Origin of the sequence: Streptomyces sp. NPDC006476, from assembly GCF_040612015.1 — a bacterium.
GTDB classification, from domain to species: Bacteria; Actinomycetota; Actinomycetes; order Streptomycetales; family Streptomycetaceae; genus Streptomyces; species Streptomyces griseorubiginosus_B.
The window spans coordinates 1-19,910 of the sequence record NZ_JBEXPK010000049.1 but is presented as its reverse complement, the minus strand read 5'-3'; the positions used below and the strand labels follow the sequence as shown (position 1 = coordinate 19,910).

At 70.7% G+C, this 19,910-nt stretch carries 20 protein-coding genes and 2 pseudogenes; 5 read left to right on the top strand and 17 right to left on the bottom strand.

Translation table 11 applies throughout. From position 1 onward, the window contains the following. Window positions 1–3: 3 nt before the first annotated feature. Window positions 4–1,257: a styrene monooxygenase/indole monooxygenase family protein gene (locus ABZZ74_RS37945; protein WP_356772931.1), complete on the top strand. Its 1,254-nt coding sequence runs from the start codon at window positions 4–6 to the stop codon at window positions 1,255–1,257. A gap of 28 nt (window positions 1,258–1,285) precedes the next feature. Here the strand turns inward: ABZZ74_RS37945 and ABZZ74_RS37940 are convergent, their stop codons facing one another. From ABZZ74_RS37940 to ABZZ74_RS37925, 4 genes are all read right to left on the bottom strand, one after another. Then, entirely contained in the window at window positions 1,286–2,344 is a 1,059-nt protein-coding gene (locus ABZZ74_RS37940) for an NlpC/P60 family protein (protein ID WP_356772928.1), read from the bottom strand. Window positions 2,345–2,447: 103 nt separating this feature from the next. After that, entirely contained in the window at window positions 2,448–2,768 is a 321-nt protein-coding gene (locus ABZZ74_RS37935; protein WP_356772926.1) for a hypothetical protein, read from the bottom strand. After that, window positions 2,761–3,408: a helix-turn-helix domain-containing protein gene (locus tag ABZZ74_RS37930; protein WP_356772924.1), complete on the bottom strand. Its 648-nt coding sequence runs from the start codon at window positions 3,406–3,408 to the stop codon at window positions 2,761–2,763. Before ABZZ74_RS37930 ends, ABZZ74_RS37935 begins: the two co-directional genes overlap by 8 nt. Window positions 3,409–3,443: 35 nt before the next feature. After that, a complete protein-coding gene (locus ABZZ74_RS37925) occupies window positions 3,444–4,382 on the bottom strand; it encodes a diiron oxygenase (RefSeq protein WP_133044619.1) in 939 nt (312 codons plus the stop codon). 87 nt (window positions 4,383–4,469) lie between these two features. Here ABZZ74_RS37925 and ABZZ74_RS37920 point away from each other — a divergent pair, with 87 nt between their 5' ends. Next, entirely contained in the window at window positions 4,470–5,579 is a 1,110-nt protein-coding gene (locus ABZZ74_RS37920; RefSeq protein WP_356772922.1) for a ferritin-like domain-containing protein, read from the top strand. Between the two features lie 10 nt (window positions 5,580–5,589). On the opposite strand, the gene ABZZ74_RS37915 is transcribed toward ABZZ74_RS37920, so the two are convergent. The 7 genes from ABZZ74_RS37915 to ABZZ74_RS37885 form a co-directional block, all read right to left on the bottom strand. Then, on the bottom strand, window positions 5,590–6,108 hold the full coding sequence (locus ABZZ74_RS37915; protein WP_356772920.1) for a DUF3291 domain-containing protein: 519 nt from the start codon (window positions 6,106–6,108) through the stop codon (window positions 5,590–5,592). 45 nt (window positions 6,109–6,153) lie between these two features. Further along, complete coding sequence (locus ABZZ74_RS37910) at window positions 6,154–7,629, bottom strand: penicillin-binding protein 2 (RefSeq protein WP_356772918.1); 1,476 nt, start codon at window positions 7,627–7,629, stop codon at window positions 6,154–6,156. Beyond that, window positions 7,626–8,987 carry an FtsW/RodA/SpoVE family cell cycle protein gene (locus ABZZ74_RS37905; protein WP_356772916.1) on the bottom strand — a complete coding sequence of 454 codons (1,362 nt, stop codon included), beginning with the start codon at window positions 8,985–8,987 and terminating at the stop codon, window positions 7,626–7,628. The genes ABZZ74_RS37910 and ABZZ74_RS37905 overlap by 4 nt, the downstream gene beginning before the upstream one ends. Window positions 8,988–9,030: 43 nt before the next feature. Continuing rightward, window positions 9,031–9,558, bottom strand: coding sequence for an SH3 domain-containing protein (locus ABZZ74_RS37900; RefSeq protein ID WP_356772914.1), 528 nt, complete (start codon window positions 9,556–9,558; stop codon window positions 9,031–9,033). A gap of 45 nt (window positions 9,559–9,603) precedes the next feature. Next, window positions 9,604–10,902, bottom strand: coding sequence for a HAMP domain-containing sensor histidine kinase (locus tag ABZZ74_RS37895; RefSeq protein WP_356772912.1), 1,299 nt, complete (start codon window positions 10,900–10,902; stop codon window positions 9,604–9,606). Then, window positions 10,899–11,612 carry a hypothetical protein gene (locus ABZZ74_RS37890; protein WP_356772910.1) on the bottom strand — a complete coding sequence of 238 codons (714 nt, stop codon included), beginning with the start codon at window positions 11,610–11,612 and terminating at the stop codon, window positions 10,899–10,901. Before ABZZ74_RS37890 ends, ABZZ74_RS37895 begins: the two co-directional genes overlap by 4 nt. 129 nt (window positions 11,613–11,741) lie before the next feature. Then, a complete protein-coding gene (locus ABZZ74_RS37885; protein ID WP_356772908.1) occupies window positions 11,742–12,248 on the bottom strand; it encodes a dual specificity protein phosphatase in 507 nt (168 codons plus the stop codon). 107 nt (window positions 12,249–12,355) lie between these two features. Here ABZZ74_RS37885 and ABZZ74_RS37880 point away from each other — a divergent pair, with 107 nt between their 5' ends. Further along, window positions 12,356–13,159: a nuclease-related domain-containing protein gene (locus ABZZ74_RS37880; protein ID WP_356772906.1), complete on the top strand. Its 804-nt coding sequence runs from the start codon at window positions 12,356–12,358 to the stop codon at window positions 13,157–13,159. Between the two features lie 183 nt (window positions 13,160–13,342). Here the strand turns inward: ABZZ74_RS37880 and ligD are convergent, their stop codons facing one another. Continuing rightward, window positions 13,343–14,224, bottom strand: coding sequence for a non-homologous end-joining DNA ligase (gene ligD, locus ABZZ74_RS37875; protein WP_356772904.1), 882 nt, complete (start codon window positions 14,222–14,224; stop codon window positions 13,343–13,345). 62 nt (window positions 14,225–14,286) lie between these two features. Here ligD and ABZZ74_RS37870 point away from each other — a divergent pair, with 62 nt between their 5' ends. Next, complete coding sequence (locus ABZZ74_RS37870; protein ID WP_356772902.1) at window positions 14,287–15,399, top strand: Ku protein; 1,113 nt, start codon at window positions 14,287–14,289, stop codon at window positions 15,397–15,399. Window positions 15,400–15,505: 106 nt separating this feature from the next. Here the strand turns inward: ABZZ74_RS37870 and ABZZ74_RS37865 are convergent, their stop codons facing one another. Next, window positions 15,506–15,661 carry a DUF6131 family protein gene (locus ABZZ74_RS37865; protein ID WP_356773005.1) on the bottom strand — a complete coding sequence of 52 codons (156 nt, stop codon included), beginning with the start codon at window positions 15,659–15,661 and terminating at the stop codon, window positions 15,506–15,508. A 252-nt stretch (window positions 15,662–15,913) separates the two neighbouring features. Here ABZZ74_RS37865 and ABZZ74_RS37860 point away from each other — a divergent pair. Next, window positions 15,914–16,430, top strand: a pseudogene (locus tag ABZZ74_RS37860) (alpha/beta hydrolase); the annotation flags it as partial. Here ABZZ74_RS37860 and ABZZ74_RS37855 read toward each other — a convergent pair. From ABZZ74_RS37855 to ABZZ74_RS37840, 4 genes and pseudogenes are all read right to left on the bottom strand, one after another. Then, window positions 16,431–16,643: a hypothetical protein gene (locus ABZZ74_RS37855; protein ID WP_356772900.1), complete on the bottom strand. Its 213-nt coding sequence runs from the start codon at window positions 16,641–16,643 to the stop codon at window positions 16,431–16,433. A 263-nt stretch (window positions 16,644–16,906) separates the two neighbouring features. Further along, on the bottom strand, window positions 16,907–17,725 hold the full coding sequence (locus ABZZ74_RS37850) for a hypothetical protein (protein WP_356772898.1): 819 nt from the start codon (window positions 17,723–17,725) through the stop codon (window positions 16,907–16,909). Between the two features lie 164 nt (window positions 17,726–17,889). Next, window positions 17,890–18,024: pseudogene (locus ABZZ74_RS37845) on the bottom strand (IS5/IS1182 family transposase); the annotation flags it as partial. A gap of 73 nt (window positions 18,025–18,097) precedes the next feature. Then, entirely contained in the window at window positions 18,098–19,678 is a 1,581-nt protein-coding gene (locus ABZZ74_RS37840; RefSeq protein ID WP_356772896.1) for a hypothetical protein, read from the bottom strand. Window positions 19,679–19,910 lie beyond the last annotated feature (232 nt).

Here is a 19,910-nt window from a genome sequence, read left to right as displayed (position 1 = left end):
GGTATGCGGAAGATACTCGTCGTAGGAGCCGGCCAGTCCGGTCTCCAGCTCGCCCTCGGCCTTCAGTCGCACGGGTACGAGGTCACCCTGATGTCCAACCGGACCGCGGACGAGATCCGCTCCGGCCGGGTCATGTCGACGCAGTGCATGTTCCACACGGCACTGCAGCACGAGCGCGATCTCCAGCTGAACTTCTGGGAGTCCCAGGCCCCGAAGATCGAAGGACTCGGCGTCTCGGTCGCTGCCCCGGGCTCCTGGGCCGAGGGCCCGGCGGCACGGGCGATCGACTGGGTGGGCAGGCTCGACGGGTACGCGCAGTCGGTCGACCAGCGGGTGAAGATGGCCGGCTGGATGGAGACGTTCGCCCAGCGCGGCGGGCAGCTGGTCATCCACGGCGCGGCGGTCTCCGACCTCGACTACTTCTCCCGTACGTACGACCTGGTGCTGGTCTCGGCGGGCAAGGGCGAGCTGGTGTCCATGTTCGGCCGGGACGCGTCCCGTTCGCCGTACAGCGAGCCGCAGCGCGCCCTCGCCGTCTCCTACGTCCACGGTCTGGGCCCGCGCCCCGAGCACCCGGACCACTACGCCGTCCGCTGCAACCTGGTGCCCGGGGTGGGCGAGCTGTTCGTCATGCCGACGCTGACGACCTCCGGACCGGCCGACATCCTGTTCTGGGAGGGCATACCCGGCGGCCCGCTCGACGTCTTCAAAGGCGTCAAGGACCCGGCGGAGCACCTCTCCCTGACCCTGGAACTCATGGAGCGGTACACGCCCTGGGAGTACGCGCGGGCCACCAAGGTCGAACTCACCGACGCCGGGGGCACGTTGGCCGGCCGCTACGCCCCGACCGTCCGCAACCCGATCGGCCGTCTTCCCGGCGGCGGCCTGGTCCTCGGGGTGGCGGACGTCGTCGTCGCCAACGACCCCATCACCGGCCAGGGCTCCAACTCCGCAGCCAAGTGCGCCGCCTCGTACCTCGCCTCGATCCTGGAGAACGGCGAGAAGGAGTTCGACGAGGCCTGGATGCAGGCGACCTTCGACCGCTACTGGGAGACGGCTCAGCACGTCACCAAGTGGACCAACGCCATGCTCGCCCCGCCGCCGGAGCACATCCTCAACCTCATCGGAGCCGCGGGCCAACTCCAGCCGGTGGCCGACCGCTTCGCCAACGGCTTCGACAACCCGGCGGACTTCGAGAACTTCTTCTACGAACCGCAGAAGGCCGAGGCCTACCTGGCCTCGGTCGCGGGCGCCTGACCCGCGACGCCGGTCCGGAAGCCCCGCTCTACCCCGCCTCCTCGGCGGACTGCTGAGCGGCGTTCGGGCGGACGGCTCCGAGGATCGGGTAGGACGCGATGGGGGAGACCTTGATCTGTTCGCCGGTTCTCGGGGCCTGGATCACCATGCCCTTCCCCACGTACAACGCCACGTGCGTGGCCCGTGGGAAGTAGAGCACCAGGTCGCCGGGGCGGAGCCTGTTCAGGGGGATCCTCGGGAGCCGGGCCCACTGTTCCTGGCTCGTGCGGGGGATGGGCGTTCCGGCGTGACGCCACGCCTGTGACGTGAGGCCCGAGCAGTCGTACGACGCCGGGCCCTGCGCGCCCCACCGGTACGGCTTCCCCAGTTGCCGCACGGCGTACCGCACGGCCCGGTCACCCTCGCCCGAGGGCTTGCCGTCGTCGTTGGGCGCGCTCGAGTCCAGGAACCGCTGCTGCGCCTGGTCGACCCCGTCCTTCTCCAACCGGGCGACGGCGGCGAGCTGTTCGGGCGTGAGGGAGACCAACAGCTCCTCCACCTCCCTCAGCCGCTTGCGCACCTCGTCCCGGTCCTTCTTCTGCCGCTCGGCAAGGGCGAGTTGGTCGTCCAGGGCCTTGCGCGCCCGGCGGGCCAGTTCGGCGGCCCTCTTCTCGGTGCCGGCCAGCCGCCCCAGCGTCAGCGCCCGCTCCCGCGCCACCTGCCCGATGACATGCCCCTCATCGAGCGCCTGCTGCGGATCCCGGGCCAGCAGCAGCCGGACGTACGACGAGATCTCCGTGCTGTTCTGGTACTGCTGCCGTGCCAGCCGCCCGGCTGCGCTCCTGCTCTCGTCCAGGGAGATCCGGGTGCGGGCCAGCTCCTTGTCCAGCCGCTCGACCTCGGCCCGCTGCCTGGTCAGCTTCTCCTCGGTCGCGTCATAGGTCTCCGTGGCCTGCTCGGCCTCCCGGTACCGCCGCTGAAGATCCGTCAGCAGCTCGGAGACGGGCCGCCCGCCCGGCTCGGGCACGGCCGCGGCGGGCAGCGGCGCGAGGACGGTGCCGACCGCCACCGCCGCCGTACACACCAGACGCAGAAGCCTTCCTGACACGTCATCACCTCCGGTGCGGGCCAGCCCCTCTGCCCCGCACCGCGAGCTTCAGACGCTCGCACGCGTCGCGCGCGCCGAGTGTGCGCTGTTCGGCGCAACCCCGTCACCCGTCGGTGTTCTCCGGCTTGCCGCCCGGCGTGGCGTCCGGCTTGGACCACGGCCACTTCAGCCGGCCGGTGTCCCTGCTGTCCGGGTCGTACGCGTACTTCCACCCCTGCTGGATCCCGAGCCGTCTGCTGTGTCCGCGCGGGACGCGCCGGTAGACCAGCACGGTGTCGGGACCGCCGGCCGGGTCCGGCACCGGGATGCGGTAGATCTTCGGCGGCTGCCCGGTCGCCCCGACCAGCACCGGAAGTACCCGGCCGTCCATGGGGCCACCCTCGAAGGGGGTCGGTTCGCTCTTCACGGCACCAGTGTCAGACATCCTCCGCGAGCGCCCGCACCAGCGCCGCGGTCTGGGTGTCCCGGGCGGCCGTCACCGACAGCACGGCCACGAACTGTTCCACCAGCCAGTCCCGCAGCTCCTCGACCGGGGGCTGCTTGCCCTCGTCGAGCCAGATCAGCGAGGCGGCTTCCACCGCCGTGATCCACATCCGCACGGTCATCCGCAGCCGCAGTCCGGGCTCGGTGACAGCGAGGTGACTGAGGATGTGCTCGGCGGCGGCCCGCCGCACCCCGTCCACGATGGCCGTCGTCCGGGACGTCTCCACGACGCTGCCGCCCTGGAGCAGCGCGCTGAACCCGGCGTCGTGCTCGTCGACGAAGGCCAGATAGCGGTCCAGGGCCCGGGAGAGCCGAGGCAGGAGAGGCCCCTCCCGCGGCTCGTCGAAGCACTGCCGCAGCTCGTCCGCGGCCGACCGCAGCGCGGCCTCGTACAGCTGCTGCTTGCCGCCGGGGAAGTACCGGTAGACCAGGGGACGCGAGACCCCGGCCGCCTCGGCCACGTCGTCGAGGGAGACGTCCTCGGGGGCGCGGTGCGCGAAGAGACCGAGGGCGGCGTCGAGAAGCTGGCTTCGTCGCTCCTCGACACTGAGCCGTCGATAGGCGGGGGCGGCGGGAGTCATGCAGTGCAGCGTAATCGCAGGCCGCGCCTGTCGCCTCAAGCCAGCAGGCCCGAGCTCTTCCACAGCCGCCGGCCGACCCCCCGCAGCACCCCGATGTCGTCCAGGAAGTCGGTCAGCCGCTTGGCGCCCGTCTGCATGACCTCCCGCCGGTGCCCGCTCGCCCTCACCTGCGCCAGGGCCTCCCGCTTGTCCAGCCCGACGTTCGTGTACACCTCGGGATTGACGAAGGCCACCGAGAACACCCGCGCGAACTCCCCGGACGTCACCCGGGTGAACTCCTGCGACCACCGGGGCGCGGTCACCATCTGCCGCCGCAGCTCCTCACGCGCGTACCGCACATGCCGCGCCTCCTCCACGACATGGATCCGCGTGACCCCCCGAATCAGCGGCTGTACCCGCTCGTCGGGGAACGTCAGCCGCTGCATCCAGTCCAGGACCTCCTCCCCGAGGAGCGTCGCCGTGAAGGACCCGGGTGTCGTGGAGATCGTCTTGAACAGCCGCCCCAGATGCTGGTGCGCCCGGGCCACCGGATACCAGGGCGTGCCCCCCTGCGCGATCAGCCGCGCGAACATCTTCGAGTGCCGGCACTCGTCCTCGATCTCGGTGAGTGCGTACCGCACATGCGCGCTCGTCGCCGCCTTGTCGTAGATGTGCCGCACCAGCAGCTGCATCAGGATGATCTCGAACCAGATCCCCAGCGAGGCCAGCGCGGCGGCCTCGTGCTGCGACAGCAGGATCCGCTGCTCCTCGCCCATCCGCTTCCACAGTGGCGTGTCGTACAGCGAGACCAGCTCCGGCGGCCAGAACCACTTGCCCTCCTCGAAGGGCGCGTCCCAGTCGAGTTCCTTGTCCGGGTCGAAGGAGTGCTTCGCGGAGGAGGCGAGGAGCCGCTCGGCGACCTGCTCGCGGTCCTTGAGCAGCCCGAGGGCGTCGCGCAGGCCGTCGAGTGCGTCTGCTTCCGTGAGAGTCGTCATGGCACTTATGAGACTGCCTGTCAGCAAGCCCGTCAATCCCCTGCACGGGACTTGTTGACTCGGCGTCTACATGTGAGCCTGCGGGGTATGCCGACCCATGAGCTGTACACCAACGACCCCGGTGACTATGTCTGGCAGGTCCCCGCGTCTGGCGCGGCCCGTTTCAGCTGGGAGTACGAAGACGGCCGCGAACGACTGCTCGCCCTCTACCAGAAGGGCAAGGACAAGCAGTGGGACGGGCAGCGGCGCATCGACTGGGATCTGGAGGTCGACCCGCACGACGTGCTGGGCACCCCGGACGAGTCCATCTCGCTGTACGGGACGCCGTACTGGGCGAAGATGAGCGAGAAGGAGCGCGGGGAACTGCGACAGCACTACGCGTCCTGGCAGTTCAGCCAGTTCCTCCACGGCGAGCAGGGCGCGATGATCTGCGCGGCGCGGATCGTGGAGTCGGTGCCGGACCTGGACGCCAAGTTCTACTCGGCCACGCAGACCATGGACGAGGCGCGGCACGCGGAGATCTACGGCCGGTTCCTGCACGAGAAGGTCGGGATGGTCTACCCGATCAACGACAACCTCCAGTCGCTGCTGGGCGACACGCTCCGCGACAGCCGCTGGGACATGCCCTATCTGGGGATGCAGGTGCTCATCGAGGGTCTGGCGCTGGCCGCCTTCGGCATGATCCGCGACACCACGACCAAGCCCCTGCCCAAGCAGATCCTCGCCTACGTCATGCAGGACGAGGCCCGGCACGTGGCCTTCGGCCGGATGGCCCTGCGCGACTACTACAAGCAGCTCACCGACGCCGAGCTGCGCGAGCGCGAGGAGTTCGTCATCGAGGGCTGCTACCTGATGCGCGACCGGCTGCGCGGGGTCGAGGTCCTGGAGAACTTCGGCATCCCGACGGCCGAGGCGGAGGAGTACAGCGAGAAGTCCGAGTTCCTGGCGCTCTTCCGGCAGTTGCTCTTCTCCCGGATCGTCCCGTGCGTCAAGGACATCGGCCTGTGGGGCAAGCGCCTCCAGCAGGCCTATGTCGACATGGGCGTCTTCGAGATGGGCGACTCCAACCTGGACCTGCTGATGGCCCAGGACGAGGAGATCGCGGAGAAGCTGGACGCGGAGCGCTTCGCGGCGGAGGAGCGGGAACGGGTCGCGGAGGTGGAGGAGGCGATCGAGACGGGCGCGGTCGAGACCTGACGGGCGGGCCCTAGACCGAGCAGCCCAGGTCCTCGGGGATCTCGCCGGTCAGCGGACGCGGGTCGCCCAGGGCCGGCGGGAACGTCGTGCGCAGGGTGAAGGCGTACGACGTCGGGCCGTTGGCGCGCAGATGCAGCAGGCGTTCCTCCGCCTCGGCCACCGTGGGGCGGTGGCCCGCCGGGACCCACCACAGGACCGCCATCGCCTCCGCCACCCGCTCGAACCAGTCCCTCCTGCGGGCCAGCATCTCGCGGTGGCGCCCCTGGTACATGAACGTCGTGAGGGCGTTCGGGTCCCGCCACACCGACATGTTGATGATCAGCCACTCGTCGCCGAAGACGGCCACGTCCGTCGCGTCACCGGACTCGTCCTGCAGCCGCCAGACAAAGCCCTCGGCGGCGTCCGCGTCGGCGTTCACGGGGTCGAGGGCGTCGACGAAGTCCTTCAACTGCGGTGAGTCCAGCGGGGCCTTGAGCCGGGCGATGTTGACCTGGGCGAGTTGGTACGCGGCTTCCGGTGTCGTCGTCATGTACCGAACGTTAGGTAGGGAGCCTCCGCCTCCGGTACCCCCGTCTCAACCACCGGACCCCGAGCCGGAGTTCAGCACCGCCTCCATCACCGCCCGGGCGATCGGCGCCGCCACCCCGCCTCCGGTGATCTCCCCCCGGTGCGCCGACCCGTCCTCCACCACCACGGCCACCGCGACCTTGGGCGTCAGGTCCTCCTCCCGCTGCGCCCAGGACACGAACCAGGCGTACGGCGTACCGGCGTTGCCGACCCCGTGCTGCGCGGTTCCGGTCTTGCCGCCGACGATCGCGCCGGGGATCGCGGCGTTCGTGCCGGTGCCCTCCGTCACCACGCCCTCCATCAGCTCCTTCATCAGATCCGCGGTCTCCGGGCGCATCACCTGGCGGACCGGACGCGGGCCCGCCGTCCACGCGGTGCCGCCGTCGCCCGTCGTCGTCCGCTCCACCAGATACGGCTGTCGCAGCTGCCCCCCGTCGGCGACCGCCGACGCGACCATCGCCATCTGCAACGGCGTCGCCCGCGTGTTGTACTGGCCGATCGACGACAGCGCCAGCTGCGCCTTGTCGACCGAGGTGTCGAAGGTGCTGCGCGCGACCGAGAACGGCACCCGCAGGGCGCTGTCGTTGAAGCCGAACGCCTGTGCCGTCTTCGTCATGCCGGTGACCCCGACATCCACCCCCAGCTTGGCGAACACCGTGTTGCACGACCACTCGAAGGCGTCCCGCAGCGGAGCGTCCTCGCAGCCGTCGCCCTCGTTCATCAGCCAGGTCCGCGTCCCCGGCAGCCGGTAGGGGTCCGGTGACCTCGTCGGCCGGTCCAGGTCCGTGACCACCCCCGCGTCCAGCGCCGCCGCCGCGGTGACGACCTTGAAGGTCGAACCCGGCGGATACGTCTGCCGCACCGCCCGGTTGAGCATCGGCTTGTCGGGGTCTGAGTTCAGCCGCTCCCAGGACCGTTCGGTGGCCGCCGCGTTCCCGGACAGGACCGAGGGGTCGTAGGAGGGCGTCGAGACCAGGGCCAGGACGCGGCCCGTGGACGGCTCCACCGCCGCCACCGCGCCCTTGCGCCCGTCCAGCCCCTCGTACGCCGCCTGCTGGGCCGCCGGGTTGAGGGTGGTCACGACGTCCCCGCCGGGGCTGAGCGAGCGTGTGAGGCCGTGCCACAGCGGCAGCGGCGTGAGCAGCGGGTCGGTGCCGGACAGCACCCCGTCCTGGGTGTGCTCGAGCAGCGTGGTGCCGTACACCTGCGAGGAGAAGCCGGTGACCGGGGCGTACAACGGGCCGTTCGCGTACGTCCGCTCGTAGCGGAGCTGCTGGCCGGAGTCCCGGGAGCCGGTGACCGGCTCGCCGGCCACCAGGATGTCGCCGCGGGGCTGGCCGTAACGGGCGATGGCCGAGCGGCGGTTGGCCGGGTTGGCGTCGTAGGAACCGGCCCGCACGACCTGCACGCGGGCCGCGTTGACGAGCAGCGCGAGGAGCAGCAGGGCGCAGAAACCGGCCGCGTGCCGGATGTAACGGGTCATGAGGCGACCTCGCCGTCGTACTCCCTGCGTGCCGTATGGCTCACCCGGATCAGCAGCGCCACGATCGCCCAGTTGGTGACCACCGACGAGCCGCCCTGGGCGAGGAAGGGCATCGCCATGCCGGTCAGCGGGATCAGGCCGGTCACTCCGCCGGCGATGACGAACACCTGGAGCGCGATGAGCGAGGCGAGGCCCACGGCGAGCAGCCGGCCGAAGGGCTCGCGCAGGGCGAGGCCGGCCCGGTAGCCGCGCTCCACCAGCAGGCCGTAGAGCAGGAAGATCGCGCACAGGCCCGCCAGGCCCAGCTCCTCGCCCGCGGTGGCCAGGATGAAGTCCGACTTGACGGCGAAGCCGATCAGCAGCGAGTGGCCGAGGCCCAGTCCGGTGCCGAGCACGCCGCCCGCCGCGAAGGCGAAGAGCGACTGGGCGAGCTGGCCGGGGCCCAGGCCCGCGTCGATGGAGGCGAAGGGGTGCAGCCAGTCCTCCACCCGGCTGTGCACATGCGGCTCCAGCCAGCCGACGGCGACCGCGCCGAGGCCCGCCAGCAGCAGCCCGACCGCGATCCAGCCGGTGCGCCCAGTGGCGACGTACAGCAGAACGACGAACTGGCCGAAGAAGAGCAGTGACGTGCCGAGGTCGCGCTCCAGGACCAGGACGCCGACGCTCAGCAGCCAGATGGCGAGGATCGGGCCGAGGACGCGACCGGTGGGCAGCTGCATGAACCAGATCCGGCGGCCGGTGTACGCGAGCGCGCTGCGGTTCGCGGCCAGGTACGCGGCGAAGAACACCGACAGCAGCACCTTGGCGAACTCGCCCGGCTGGATGGAGAATCCGGCGATCCGGATCCAGATCCGGGCGCCGTTGACGGCCGGGAAGAGGATCGGCAGCAGAAGCAGCACGAGGGCGGCGGCGACGCAGACGTAGGAGTAGCGCTGGAGCCAGCGGTGGTCGCGCAGCATGAGGACGACCACGATGAACAGGGTCACGCCCAGCGTGGACCAGACGAGTTGGGTGGGGGCCGCGCGGTCGCCCGGGGTCTCCAGGTCCAGGCGGTAGATCAGGACCAGGCCGAGGCCGTTGAGCAGCACCCCGATCGGCAGCAGCAGCGGGTCGGCGTACGGCGCCCGCACTCGCACCGCGAGATGCGCGAGCAGCGCGAGCACGCCGAGCCCGGCGCCGTAACCGGCGGCGCCGGGCGGGACGGTGCCGTATCGGGCGAGGCCCACCGCGCAGTAGCCGTACACCGACAGCAGTACGGCGAGGACGATGAGGGCCAACTCGATGCCACGGCGCCGGGGGAGGCGTACCGCGCGGGCGGGAGAATCCGCCTGTACCACGGTGGTTCCGGCGTTGGTCATGTCCGGAACTTACCCAAATAGTGGGTCTTGTGACCTCAGGGACTCAGCACCAGCGTGGCGGCGTCCCGATGGTCTCGATGTAACGGGCCGAACCCCAGGCCCAGGTGCCGTCCGTGAGGAGGTACCAGAGGCGGTTGCCGTCGACGCTCTGACCCGGCGTCTTGCAGAAGATGGAGACGCGCTCGCCCCGGTGGGCCACCCGGATCACCTGGCTGCCCCGGTTGGGCGCGCTGCGCAGGTTCAGCTCGCTCGCGGTGACCACACCCCGGGCGAGCCGTTGGTCGCCGCCGTGATCGCCCTGCTCCCAGCTCTGCTGGTTCTCCTGACCCTGCCAGCTCTGCCCGCTTTCCTGGCTCTGCTGGCTCTGCCAGCTCTGCTGGTTCTGTTGGCTCTGCTGACCCTGCCAGCTCTGCCCGCTCTCTTGGCTCTGCTGACTCTGTTGGTTGTCCGAGCCTGAGTCGCCGCTGCCCCAGTCGTTGTCGGCCAGGGCGGGGGTGACGGCGGCGGAGGTGACGAGGGCGCCGGCCGCGGCGACTATGCCGAGGCGCGTGATGGTGGAGCGCAGGGACATGGGGGAATACCTCCACGAATGGGGCGAACCTGACTAATCGCCACGTTAGGAGGACTCGGGTGAGGCCGCCCGTCGCACTGCGCCATCGGGGAGAGCGGCCCCGGGCTGAGGCAGCGTCAGGATCGCGACGGCCCCGCCGTCCACCGCGTTGGCGAACTCAAGCCGGGCCCCCAGCACCTCCGCCTGACCCACGGCGATGGTCAGCCCCAGCCCGTGCCCCTTGGCCCCGCCCTCGGTGCGGAACCGCTGCGGCCCGTGCTCCACCAGGTAGTCCGGATACCCGTCCCCGTGGTCCCGTACGGTCACCACCGCCCCGTCGACGGTCACGGACACCGGCGCCCGTCCGTGCTTGTGGGCGTTGGCCACCAGGTTCCCCAGGACCCGCTCCAGCCGCCGCCGGTCGGTCTCGACGCGGGTGTCCCGCAGGACCACGACCTCCGTGTCGGTCCCGGACGCCCGCACCACCCGCGCGGCCAGCGCCCCCAGCTCCTCGCCGTCCAGTTCGAGCTGTTCCCGCCCGGTCTCCAGCCGGGAGATCTCCAGCAGGTCCTCGGTCAGCGTGCGCAGTGCCGCCACCCGGTCCCGCACCAGCTCCGTCGGCCGCCCCGGCGGCAGCAGCTCGGCCGCCGCGTGCAGCCCCGTCAGCGGTGTCCGCAGCTCGTGCGCCACGTCCGCCGTGAACCGCTGCTCGCTCAGCAGCTTGCCCTGCAGGGAGGCAGCCATGGTGTCCAGCGCGGCGGCGACCGCGGCCACCTCGTCCTGCGGCCGGCTCTGGTCCCTCGTCCGCGGATCACCCACCCGCGCGTCCAGATCACCCGCGCTGATCCGCCGGGCCACCTGCGCGGTGGCGTGCAGCCGCCGGGTCACCCGGGTCACCGCGAACGCGCCCACCAGCAGCGTCGCCCCGATCGCCAGCCCCGACGACCACAGGATCGCCCGGTCGAGCCCGGCGATGGTGTGCGCCTGCTGCGCGTAGTCGACCTCGACGGCCAGCGCCCGGTTCCGGTCGGCGGGACCGGCCGCCCACATCGTGGGCTGCCCGTGGTGGTCGGAGACCATCGTGCCGCGGTCCCCGGCCACCGCCAGATCCCGCAGCGCGTGCGGCAGCCCCGGCGGATCGACGCTCGCCCCCGGCAGCAGCGTGTCCCCGGCCTGGTACGCCTTCGTCGCGTCCGCCAGCCGCGCCAGCGCGAGGCTGCGGGCCTGACCGACGGTCTGGTCGGTCACCGAGACGTGCACCAGCACGCCGAGCATCGCGGCGAGCCCGCAGCACATCACCGTGATGAAGACGGCGGCCTTCACGGCGAGCGTGCCGGCCCAGTGGGGGAGCGCGAGCCGCGTCATGGGGTCGCCGAGGGGGACGGGGAGCGGCGGTGGCGGTGCTCGTGCTTGCCCAGGCGCAGCATCTCGTCGTGGGTGAGCAGCATCACCTTCTGGTCGGGGTCCCAGGTCCACTGGAAGCGGTACTCGTAGTCGGCGAGGTCGGAGGGAGCGTGGATGATCACCGAGTGCCCGGCCAGCTCCACCCCGCTCACCGCGTCGTCGTTGGCCATCACCTGCACCACCCGGCCGGCCTCGACGGTGTAGACGCGTACGGCGGTCTGGGTGCCCGGCAGCAGCCGGAAGCCCAGCGTCAGATCGGCGCGCCCGTCACCGGTGAGGTCCCGGTAGTAGCCCTTGAGCAGCGGGCACCGCTCGTCCGCGGGCTTGCGGCCGCAGTACGCCATCCGGCGGGCGGTCTCGCGGTAGGGCGCCTTCGAGCCGGCGTAGTCGTCCGGGTGCTGGGCGATCTCGGCCCGCACGATCGTCACCGGATCGACCCTGCGTATGTCGCCGCCGTGGGCGGTGACGCCCTTCATGACCTCGGACTCGCCGTTGTCGTAGTCCCAGGCCGGGCTCGCGGCCGGGGACAGCTGGGGCCACAGCTTGGCGGGGCTGGTCGCGGTCGGCGTCGCCCCCGCGCCGCGCAGCCCGCCCGCGTCACCGCAGCCCGCAGCGGCCGCCGCCAGCAGGGCGACGGCCAGCGCGGTGCGCAGGGGGCGGGTGCGGGGCACGGTGCTCCAGGGGGCCGGGAGGGCAGGGTTGCCCGATACACCCTAGGCGGCCGAAGAAACGATTACCTCCGCTACTCGATCACCCGGAAGAAACGCTTACCCGCGCTCTTCGGTGGTCCCGCGAGGCACCTACTCGGCCAGCTCCTCGAGCAGCCGGGCCGTCGGCAGCCCCGCCCGCAGATAGTCGACGAACAGATCGTTGTGCAGCGCCCACGGCGAGCGACGGGACCTGATCAGCCGTATCGCCTGCTCGGCGGAGTGGCCCCGGCGCACCAGGGCGTGCGCGACCACCAGGCCCGAGCGGTTGTACCCGTGGTAACAGCGGACGAGGACCTTGCGGCCCTCGTCCAGTGCCTCGCTCGCGGCCAGGGCCAGGCGAATGACTCCCGCGAGTTGTGTGCCGTCCAGCGGTCCGTCGGGTATGGGCCAGACATGGTGCTCCACACCCGGGTCGGGCCCGTGGCCCGGCAGCCTCAGCAAGGTCTGCACGAGATCGAACTGATCCCGTACGACGGCGAACTCCAGTTGCCCGGTATGCCCCCGGAACTCGTGCCCGCCCATCCACAGACCAGGCACGATCTCGCTCCACGGGGCGTCCGGAGCCGGTACGTCGGGTTGCTTCCTGCGGGTACGCAACAACGCCTCCCCATCCCCCTCCAGTGGGGCCCAACTGCTCTCAAAGGTAACCGGGTTCTTGCCGATGGAGCACCCCGCCTGTTCCCATGGTCATGGGGTGATGGTGCATGAACGGACTGCGCGTCATACCGACCTGGAGGCACGGTCAGGAACGGCTGTACGTGTGCCGCACGGACGGACACAACGTCGCCTGGTACGACCGTGAGGCGGCCAGGATCAACCTGCTCAGCGAGGAGGAGCGGGAGGGGGTGCTGCAGGCCCTGGGCCCCTTCCTCACCGGCCCGGTGGCCGTCGGGCCGCCCCCTGTGCCCACCCCGGCCGAGCTGGCCCGTCTGTCCCTCCACCCGGACGACGACCTGGCGCCCAACCGCCCCGGCGAGACGCTGCTGGTCGCCCTGGACCGCGACCCCGCCCCGGCCCACCGGCTGCGCCCGGACCCGCGCCGGCGCGCGCTGGCCGCCGAGCAGGCGGTCGGCGAGGCCCTGGACCGTCTCGACGGCGCGGGCTGGCACGCCCTGCACTCCGTCCCGCTGCCCGGCGGCGACCGCATCCACCACCTGGCGATCGGCCCCGGCGGCCTGTTCGCCGTCCACACCGTCCACGCCCGCAAGCAGCGGGTGACGGTCGCGGACCCCATGGTCACCCTGGGCCGCCGCGACCCCCACCCGCTCCTACGGCGGGTGCGCGCCGACGCCGACCGGGCGTCCTACGCGCTCACGGCCGAGGTCCACCCGGTCCTCGCCCTCTTCGAGCCCACCGACGTGACGGTCACCGTCCCCCTCCGCGACCTGCGCGTCCTGAAGGACACGGAGACCGAGGGCCTGGCCCGCACGGGCGGCGTACTCAAACCGGCGGACGTGGAGGCGCTGCACGCGATGGCCCGGGACCGGGGGACGTGGTCGCGGGTGTGACGGGCGGCGACGGGCCGAGGCGGTGGGGGGGGGGTGACGCCCGGTGGCGAGCCGGCCGGGCAGTGACGCTGAGGCGTGCGGTTTCCGGATGCTGCGCCCAAGCCCCTTCGGCTGAACGGCATCTGCCGTTGCGGGGCGCCGGCGCCTAAGGGATCTCAGGGGAGGGATCTCAGCGGAGGGATCTCAGGGGAGGGATCCGGCGGAGTCCGGGTCGAGCAGGGGAGCCAGCAGGTCGCCGTAGTCCTGGATGCGCGGGGCGATGTCCTGGGCGTGGAAGGTGAGTCGGCTCGGTGCGCCGCACTCCTCGACCTCGCTCCAGGTCACCGGCGCGGAGACGGTGGGCTCGGGGCGGGCCCGCAGCGTGTAGGGGGTGGCGGTGGTCTTCCGGGCCGCGTTCTGGCTCCAGTCGACGAAGACCTTCCCCGGCCGCAGGCTCCGCGTCATCCGGTGCAGCACCCGCCGCGGCATGGCCCGCTCGGCCTCCACCGCGAGCTGCTTCGCATAGTCACTGACCTGCTCGGACGGCGTCGGCCGGACCGCGGCGAGCAGATGCAGCCCCTTGGACCCGGACGTCTTGGCGCAGGCCTCGATCCCGTCCGCCGCGAGCCGCTCCCGCAGCCACACCGCGACCTCGCAACAGTCGACGACGGTGGCGGGCGGACCCGGGTCCAGATCGAACACGATCCGGTCCGCGACCCCGGGATCCTGGACGACCCACTGCGGTGTGTGGAACTCGGTGACCAGATTCGCCGCCCACATCAGCGACGCCAGATCCTGGACGAGCACCATCCGCGCCGGCCCCTCCATCCGCGGCACCTCGGCGGTCGTGACCCAGTCGGGCGTACCGGGCGGGACGTTCTTGGCGAAGAAGACCTGCCCGCCGGGCCCGTCCGGATAGCGCAGGAAGGACACCGGCCGGTCCCGCAGATGCGGCAGCAGCACCTCGGCGCTGGTGGCGTAGTAGTGCAGCACCTCGCCCTTGGTGAACCCGGTCTCCGGATAGAGCACCTTCTCCAGGTTGCTGAGGGCGAGCCGTCTGCCCTCCACCTCCGTGATGGGCGTCATACGATGAGAATCTCACGCAAACTGGAGCATAACGGCGGAAAACGACCGAAAGGGTGCTGCAGGTGAGGTCCATATGGAACGGCGCCATCTCGTTCGGCCTGGTCAGCATCCCGATCAAGCTGGTCAACGCCACCGAGAGCCATTCGATCTCGTTCCGCCAGATCCACACCGAGGACGGCGGCCGCATCCGCTACCGCAAGGTCTGTGAGCTGGAGGAGAAGGAGGTCTCCTCGGCCGAGATCGGCAAGGGCTACGAGGACGCGGACGGCACGATCATCCCCATCACCGACGAGGACCTCTCCCACCTTCCGCTCCCCACGGCCAAGACGATCGAGATCGTGGCCTTCGTCCCGACGGACCGCATCGACCCCCTGCAGATGGACGCGGCGTACTACCTGGCGGCGGGCGGTGCCCCGGCCGCCAAGCCGTACACCCTGCTGCGAGAGGCCCTCAAGCGCAGCAACAAGGTGGCGATCGCGAAGTTCGCGCTCCGCGGCAAGGAACGGCTGGGCATGCTTCGGGTGGTCGAGGACGCGATCGCCATGCACGGCCTGCTCTGGCCGGACGAGGTGCGGGCACCGGAAGGAGTCGCCCCGGACACCAAGGTCACGGTCAACGACAAGGAACTCGACCTGGCGGACGCCCTGATGGACACCCTCGGCGAGATCGACCTCACCGAACTGCATGACGAGTACCGGGAGGCGCTCGAGGAGGTCGTGGCCGCGAAGGCGGCGGGCGAGGCACCCCCCGAGGCCCCGGAGGCGGCCCCCGGCGGCAAGGTCCTCGACCTGATGGCGGCCCTGGAGAAGAGCGTCCGGGCGGCGAAGGAGTCCCGGGGCGAGGAACCGGCCGAGGCCGGTGAAGAGGCGGAGGACGCGGAGGACGCGGAGGTGACACACCTCCCGGCCCGGAAGTCGGCGCGGGCGACGCCCAAGCAGCCGTCGGGCCGGAAGTCCACGTCGACGGCGAAGAAGACGGCGGCCAGGAAAACCACCGCGGCCGCGAAGAAGTCGACGGCCAAGTCGACGCAGGGGACGAAGAAGACGGCGACGAAATCGACGGCGAAGTCCGCGGAGAAAAGGACCACCGCCAAAACCGCAGCCAAAACCACCGCCAAGAAAACGGCGACGAAAACGGCAGCGAAAAAGACGGCGGCCCGCAAGCGCTCCGCGTGATCAGTTCGCCGGCTGATCAGTGCGCCTGATCAGCACACCTGATGCGCAGGCCTGATCAGCACGCCTGATGCTCGCGTCTCCTCGTCCCCCGGCGTCAGCTGCGCATTCACCAATAGTGTCGACGACCGGCGACGGCGTGACCCATAGACCCCATGAGCCAGAGGGCGGCGCCGACCACCAGCAGGATGATCCCGAGGGTCCACAGGATCGAGACGCCGGTCAGAAAACCGACTATGAGAAGGATGACGCCCAGAGCGATCATCATGGCCTCCTATACGGGTTACCACTCTTGCTCTCCCGGTTACCCCCAAAAAGCCGTTCAACCGCTTGCCTTTCTCACAGGCTTTGGGTGAGGTGTCCGCGGCCCGGTCGGGGGACCCGGAGGCGGTTCACAGGATGCGGACGAGGATTGAGGGACTGCCGGGCATGGACATCGTGCGCAGGACCATGTGACCGTCACCGGCAACGCGCAGGTGCCGACGGTGGTACCGGCCCACGGCAAGGCGTTCGTGAGCACTCGGTCGGCGCGATGATCGGGGTGCTCGCGGCGGACCTGGCCCCGGAGCGGATCGGCTCGCTGGTCAAGGTGGCCCCCTCCCCGCGGTACATCGACGACGAGGGGTACCGGGGCGGCTTCAGCGCCGAGGACATCGACGAGTTGCTGGACTCCCTGGAGTCGAACCACCTTGAAGAACAGCTTCTGCGCCACCGACCCGGACATGGCCCGCGTCTTCGCCCGGACCACGTTGTTCCTGTCGGACGCGAGGGACGAGCTGAAGAAGGTGCGGGTGCCGACGCTGGTTCTCGAATGCACCCAGGACGTCATCGCACCCCGGGAGGTGGGCGCCTTCGTCCACCGGTCGATCCCCGGCTCGACCCTGGTCACGCTCGACGCCACCGGTCACTGCCCGCACCCCTCCGCGTACCTCGGCCGACAACAGTCCGCACGATGGCGGGTCCGCCGACGACCAGGCACGCATGTGCCGCGTAGCACCCCAACTGGCCTCCATCACACCTCCGTCGGCCGTTGATCAACCACCGTGAAGACTGCGCAGATCCTCGGTGATCCTCGACATCAGCCCTGTCGCGGCTTCCGGCTGCCCGTCCGCCGGCGGACGTTCCGACTGAGGGTCATACGCAGTCAACCCCGTCTCCTTCTCGACGATGGCTGACAGAGCGAAGACCTTGTCGAGCACGACCTCAGCATCGTGCCCGGCATGCCAATAGGGGCCGGTGATGCTCACCTCGTCACCGAAGACGGACAGGTGCAGGGCGTGAATGACGGCGCTCGGCGCACGCAGCAGAGCCCGAAGTGGAAGCTTGAGCTGATCGCGAGTTCACTACCCACGCTGACCTGCAGTGTTTGCGAACACGTTAGTTCAGGGGCCCCTTGCTTGTGTCAACACCGCTCGTCTCTTTGGAGACCGGTACGGCGCTGCAGGCGGTGGGCGGCAAGGGCCACCGACGGCTTCGCGCTGGCGCGCGAGCTGGCGTAGCCCCCGGCCGCTCAGCTCTTCGGCGTGAGGTCGAAGGCGGGGTAGGACGGCGTGGACAGCCCGAAGCCGGACGACGGGTAGCCGGACGGTGCGGGGGATGCCGTGGGGATGCCGTTGTCGTCGCAGAGCTGGGGCGCGGACGGCGCGAACACGTGGTAATCGACCACGCGCTTGGTAGGGAAGGTGACGTCGTCGCCGACGATCGTGTTGCCCGTGCTGATCTTGGTTGGCAGTTCGCGGTTCTTGAGCGGTGCGCCGACGTAGATCGCCTCCAGGAAGCCGTCGCAGGGGCTGGCCTTGGCCGAGGCGAAACCCTTCGGCGGCTTCACGTCGTGGACCTTGCGGCCGTCGATGTGCAGTTCGGTGCGCTTGAGGGCCTGCAGGGCATAGTCGTAGTTCACCTCCCTCGAAAGCGGGTCCGCGGCCGAAGTGGCGCTGGACGGCCGGTAGTTGACGCGCCAGTACTGGATCTGGACGGTCACCCGGTCGCACAGGGGCCCGTCGAAGCCGGGCATGGACTTGGGGAACCGGACCTCTCCCGGGCCCAGGGCGGGCGTGCCGACCTGCCCCCAGTCGACCCAGTCCACCGCCTTCGCCGTACTCCACTTCGCGTTCGGATGGCAGCCGGCCGCGTTCGTGGGGTAGATGTCCGACGGTTTGACCGCAGGGGTGGGGGAGGCCGTCGAAGGGGTGGTGGCCGGGGCCGCCGCGGTCGTCGTCGCGGAGGGCCTGGAAGCGGCGTCGCCCCCGCCCCCGCCGGAACAGCCGGCGGCCGCAAGCACCGCCGCAACGATCACGGCCGCACGAACCCGTCTGTGCGCAGTGGTCATCCCGCTTTCCCCCCGTCTACCTGATGGGCAGTCATGCTCCCAGGTGAAGTTGCCCGTCGGCCATGACGGAAAACTCACGTTTCGCGGGGTTCGAAGTGGGCGGCGGGTTCTCGGAGAGCGTTATCGCCCGATGTTTCGTCCCGAGATGCGGCTTTGATGAGCTATTAGAGTCCCCGCCAGGTTGGGGTGGATTCTCTGGTGAGTCGGCGGGCCATCAGGGCAATCATCGCAAGGTAGATCATGGCGGCAGAGCGGGCCGGGAGGGCTTCGTAGTCGCGGGCCGCGCGGCGGTGGTACACACCCCCGCCAGCTCTCCGTAGAAGTAGAAGACGGGCAAATGCCCTGCACCGGTTCTGACACCCGGACGACGTGTCAATTCCCACCGCGGGACCGTCGGGAGAGCGCTACGGCCCCACCACCGGCCAGCAACAGCGCGCCGGCCGCCCAGACGATCCAGCCGCCGCCGAATCCGGTGTCGGCCAGCGGTCCGGACCCTGCGGAAGGGCCGCCCGAAACGGAGCCGGACGCTCCGGCCGCGCCGCCGGAGCCGGACCCGCCGGGCGTACCGCCGGAGTCGGACCCGCCGGGCGTACCGCCGCCCGCGGAGCCGCCCTGCGCCACCCGCAGGGTCAGCGCCGCGCTGTCGTTGGAGGCGTCGGGGTCGAACCCCTTCATGATCTCCAGCGCCCGGACCTGGCCCGTGGAGACGGCTGGGGTACGGGGGCCGATGGCGACGGTGAACGACAGGACGTGTCTGTCCCCCGGGGCGGGGTCGCCGAAGTAGCACTGGTAGGAGGACCGGCCCATCCGGGGGCCGGGGTCCGACCCGTCGTCCGTGGGCGGCGGCTGGCAGTTGTCCGGGATCTTCGTGGCCTTCGTGCCCCGCGGCAGCTTGACGAGGACCGAGAGGGAGATGTCGTCGTCGAGGAGGTCCTCCACCACCGCCGGCCCCCGGTCGATCACCGTGGCGTGCAGCGTGGCGTGACCGCCGCGCCGCCCGGTGACGGTGTCCCCGGTGACGGCGAAGTCGGCGTGGTTGACGCTGTTGACGTAGGTGGTGAAGTACGGGGAGATGTTCCCGTCGGACGGCATCGCGCCACTCGGGACCAGGCTCAGCGGGGTCCCGGAGCCGTTGGCGGGGGCGGCGCTGGTCAGCGGGGTGAATTCGTAGAAGATCTTGTCGCGCCAGGCCTCGTCGCCGACCTTGACGCGCAGCGGCGACGACAACGCGTACTGCCGGCCGGGCTCCACCGGGGTGGGGAAGTCGCACAGGGTCTCGTGCACGATGTGCCCCCCGCGGCCGCCCGCGGGCACGTCGCGGCAGTTGGCCCAGGAGCCCTGGAGGTGCAGCCCGGCGGTGGTGTCGATCCGCAGCTGCACCCCCTTGGCCGCAGGGAGTTGGCCGTTGTTCCACACGTGGAGCGGAAAGGTCAGCGTGTCGCCCGGCACCTGGTCCAGCTGCTCGGCGGACGCGCTCACCTTCAGCTGCGTCTTGCCGTTGGTCAGGGTGAGGTGGTCGCCGGTGACGGTGGCGTCCGACGCCGTGCCGGAGACGGTCACGGTGCCGCTGCTGCCGATGGCCGCACCGGGCTTCGGCACCAGCGTGATGGCGTGGAAGTCCGAGGTGGCGGACGCCAGGTCCAGCGTGCAGAGGTTGCCCTCGCAGTGCTCCGACGGTGCCGGCTCGGCGAAGTCGGCCACTCCGGACAGGTCGACGGTCAGGTGGACGTGGTGTGCCGTGCCCCCGCCGGCCACCTTCCACCGGTAGGACAGGTTCACGCTCGCCGGCTCCGTCCCGATGAAGAGCTCGTGCTCGGCGAACCGGACCGTCATCTCTCGTGCGGCGTCCGCCGTGTCGGCGCGGGCCGGACCCGTGCCGAACACCCCCGCCACCAGCGCCACCGCGCCCGCCGCCGCCGTCGCGGCGGCGCGTACCCGTGATCGTCGTGCCATCCGACCGAAACCTTCCCGTGCGCCGGGAGGGTCCCAACCCGCCCTGCTTCACAGGTGTGACCCGCGAGGTGCGGAAATGGTTGCGGCCAGCCGAGCTCGGGTGTCCGCGCTGCCGGGCACGATGTGACGTGGTCTCGCTAGTGCCGTATCAGGCAACGTTCGCCCTGCGGTGACGTGTTGCCTGGTTGCTGCGCCCGGCGGTATCGGACGGCCAGAATGATCAGGTGGCTGA

Coding starts and splice junctions, on each gene's coding strand:
- ABZZ74_RS37945 (WP_356772931.1), top strand. CDS start 4: ATGCGGAAGATACTCGTCGTAGGAGCCGGCCAGTCCGGTCTCCAGCTC.
- ABZZ74_RS37935 (WP_356772926.1), bottom strand. CDS start 2,768: ATGTCTGACACTGGTGCCGTGAAGAGCGAACCGACCCCCTTCGAGGGT.
- ABZZ74_RS37930 (WP_356772924.1), bottom strand. CDS start 3,408: ATGACTCCCGCCGCCCCCGCCTATCGACGGCTCAGTGTCGAGGAGCGA.
- ABZZ74_RS37925 (WP_133044619.1), bottom strand. CDS start 4,382: ATGACGACTCTCACGGAAGCAGACGCACTCGACGGCCTGCGCGACGCC.
- ABZZ74_RS37920 (WP_356772922.1), top strand. CDS start 4,470: ATGCCGACCCATGAGCTGTACACCAACGACCCCGGTGACTATGTCTGG.
- ABZZ74_RS37915 (WP_356772920.1), bottom strand. CDS start 6,108: ATGACGACGACACCGGAAGCCGCGTACCAACTCGCCCAGGTCAACATC.
- ABZZ74_RS37910 (WP_356772918.1), bottom strand. CDS start 7,629: ATGACCCGTTACATCCGGCACGCGGCCGGTTTCTGCGCCCTGCTGCTC.
- ABZZ74_RS37905 (WP_356772916.1), bottom strand. CDS start 8,987: ATGACCAACGCCGGAACCACCGTGGTACAGGCGGATTCTCCCGCCCGC.
- ABZZ74_RS37900 (WP_356772914.1), bottom strand. CDS start 9,558: ATGTCCCTGCGCTCCACCATCACGCGCCTCGGCATAGTCGCCGCGGCC.
- ABZZ74_RS37895 (WP_356772912.1), bottom strand. CDS start 10,902: ATGACGCGGCTCGCGCTCCCCCACTGGGCCGGCACGCTCGCCGTGAAG.
- ABZZ74_RS37880 (WP_356772906.1), top strand. CDS start 12,356: ATGAACGGACTGCGCGTCATACCGACCTGGAGGCACGGTCAGGAACGG.
- ligD (WP_356772904.1), bottom strand. CDS start 14,224: ATGACGCCCATCACGGAGGTGGAGGGCAGACGGCTCGCCCTCAGCAAC.
- ABZZ74_RS37865 (WP_356773005.1), bottom strand. CDS start 15,661: ATGATCGCTCTGGGCGTCATCCTTCTCATAGTCGGTTTTCTGACCGGC.
- ABZZ74_RS37850 (WP_356772898.1), bottom strand. CDS start 17,725: ATGACCACTGCGCACAGACGGGTTCGTGCGGCCGTGATCGTTGCGGCG.
- ABZZ74_RS37840 (WP_356772896.1), bottom strand. CDS start 19,678: ATGGCACGACGATCACGGGTACGCGCCGCCGCGACGGCGGCGGCGGGC.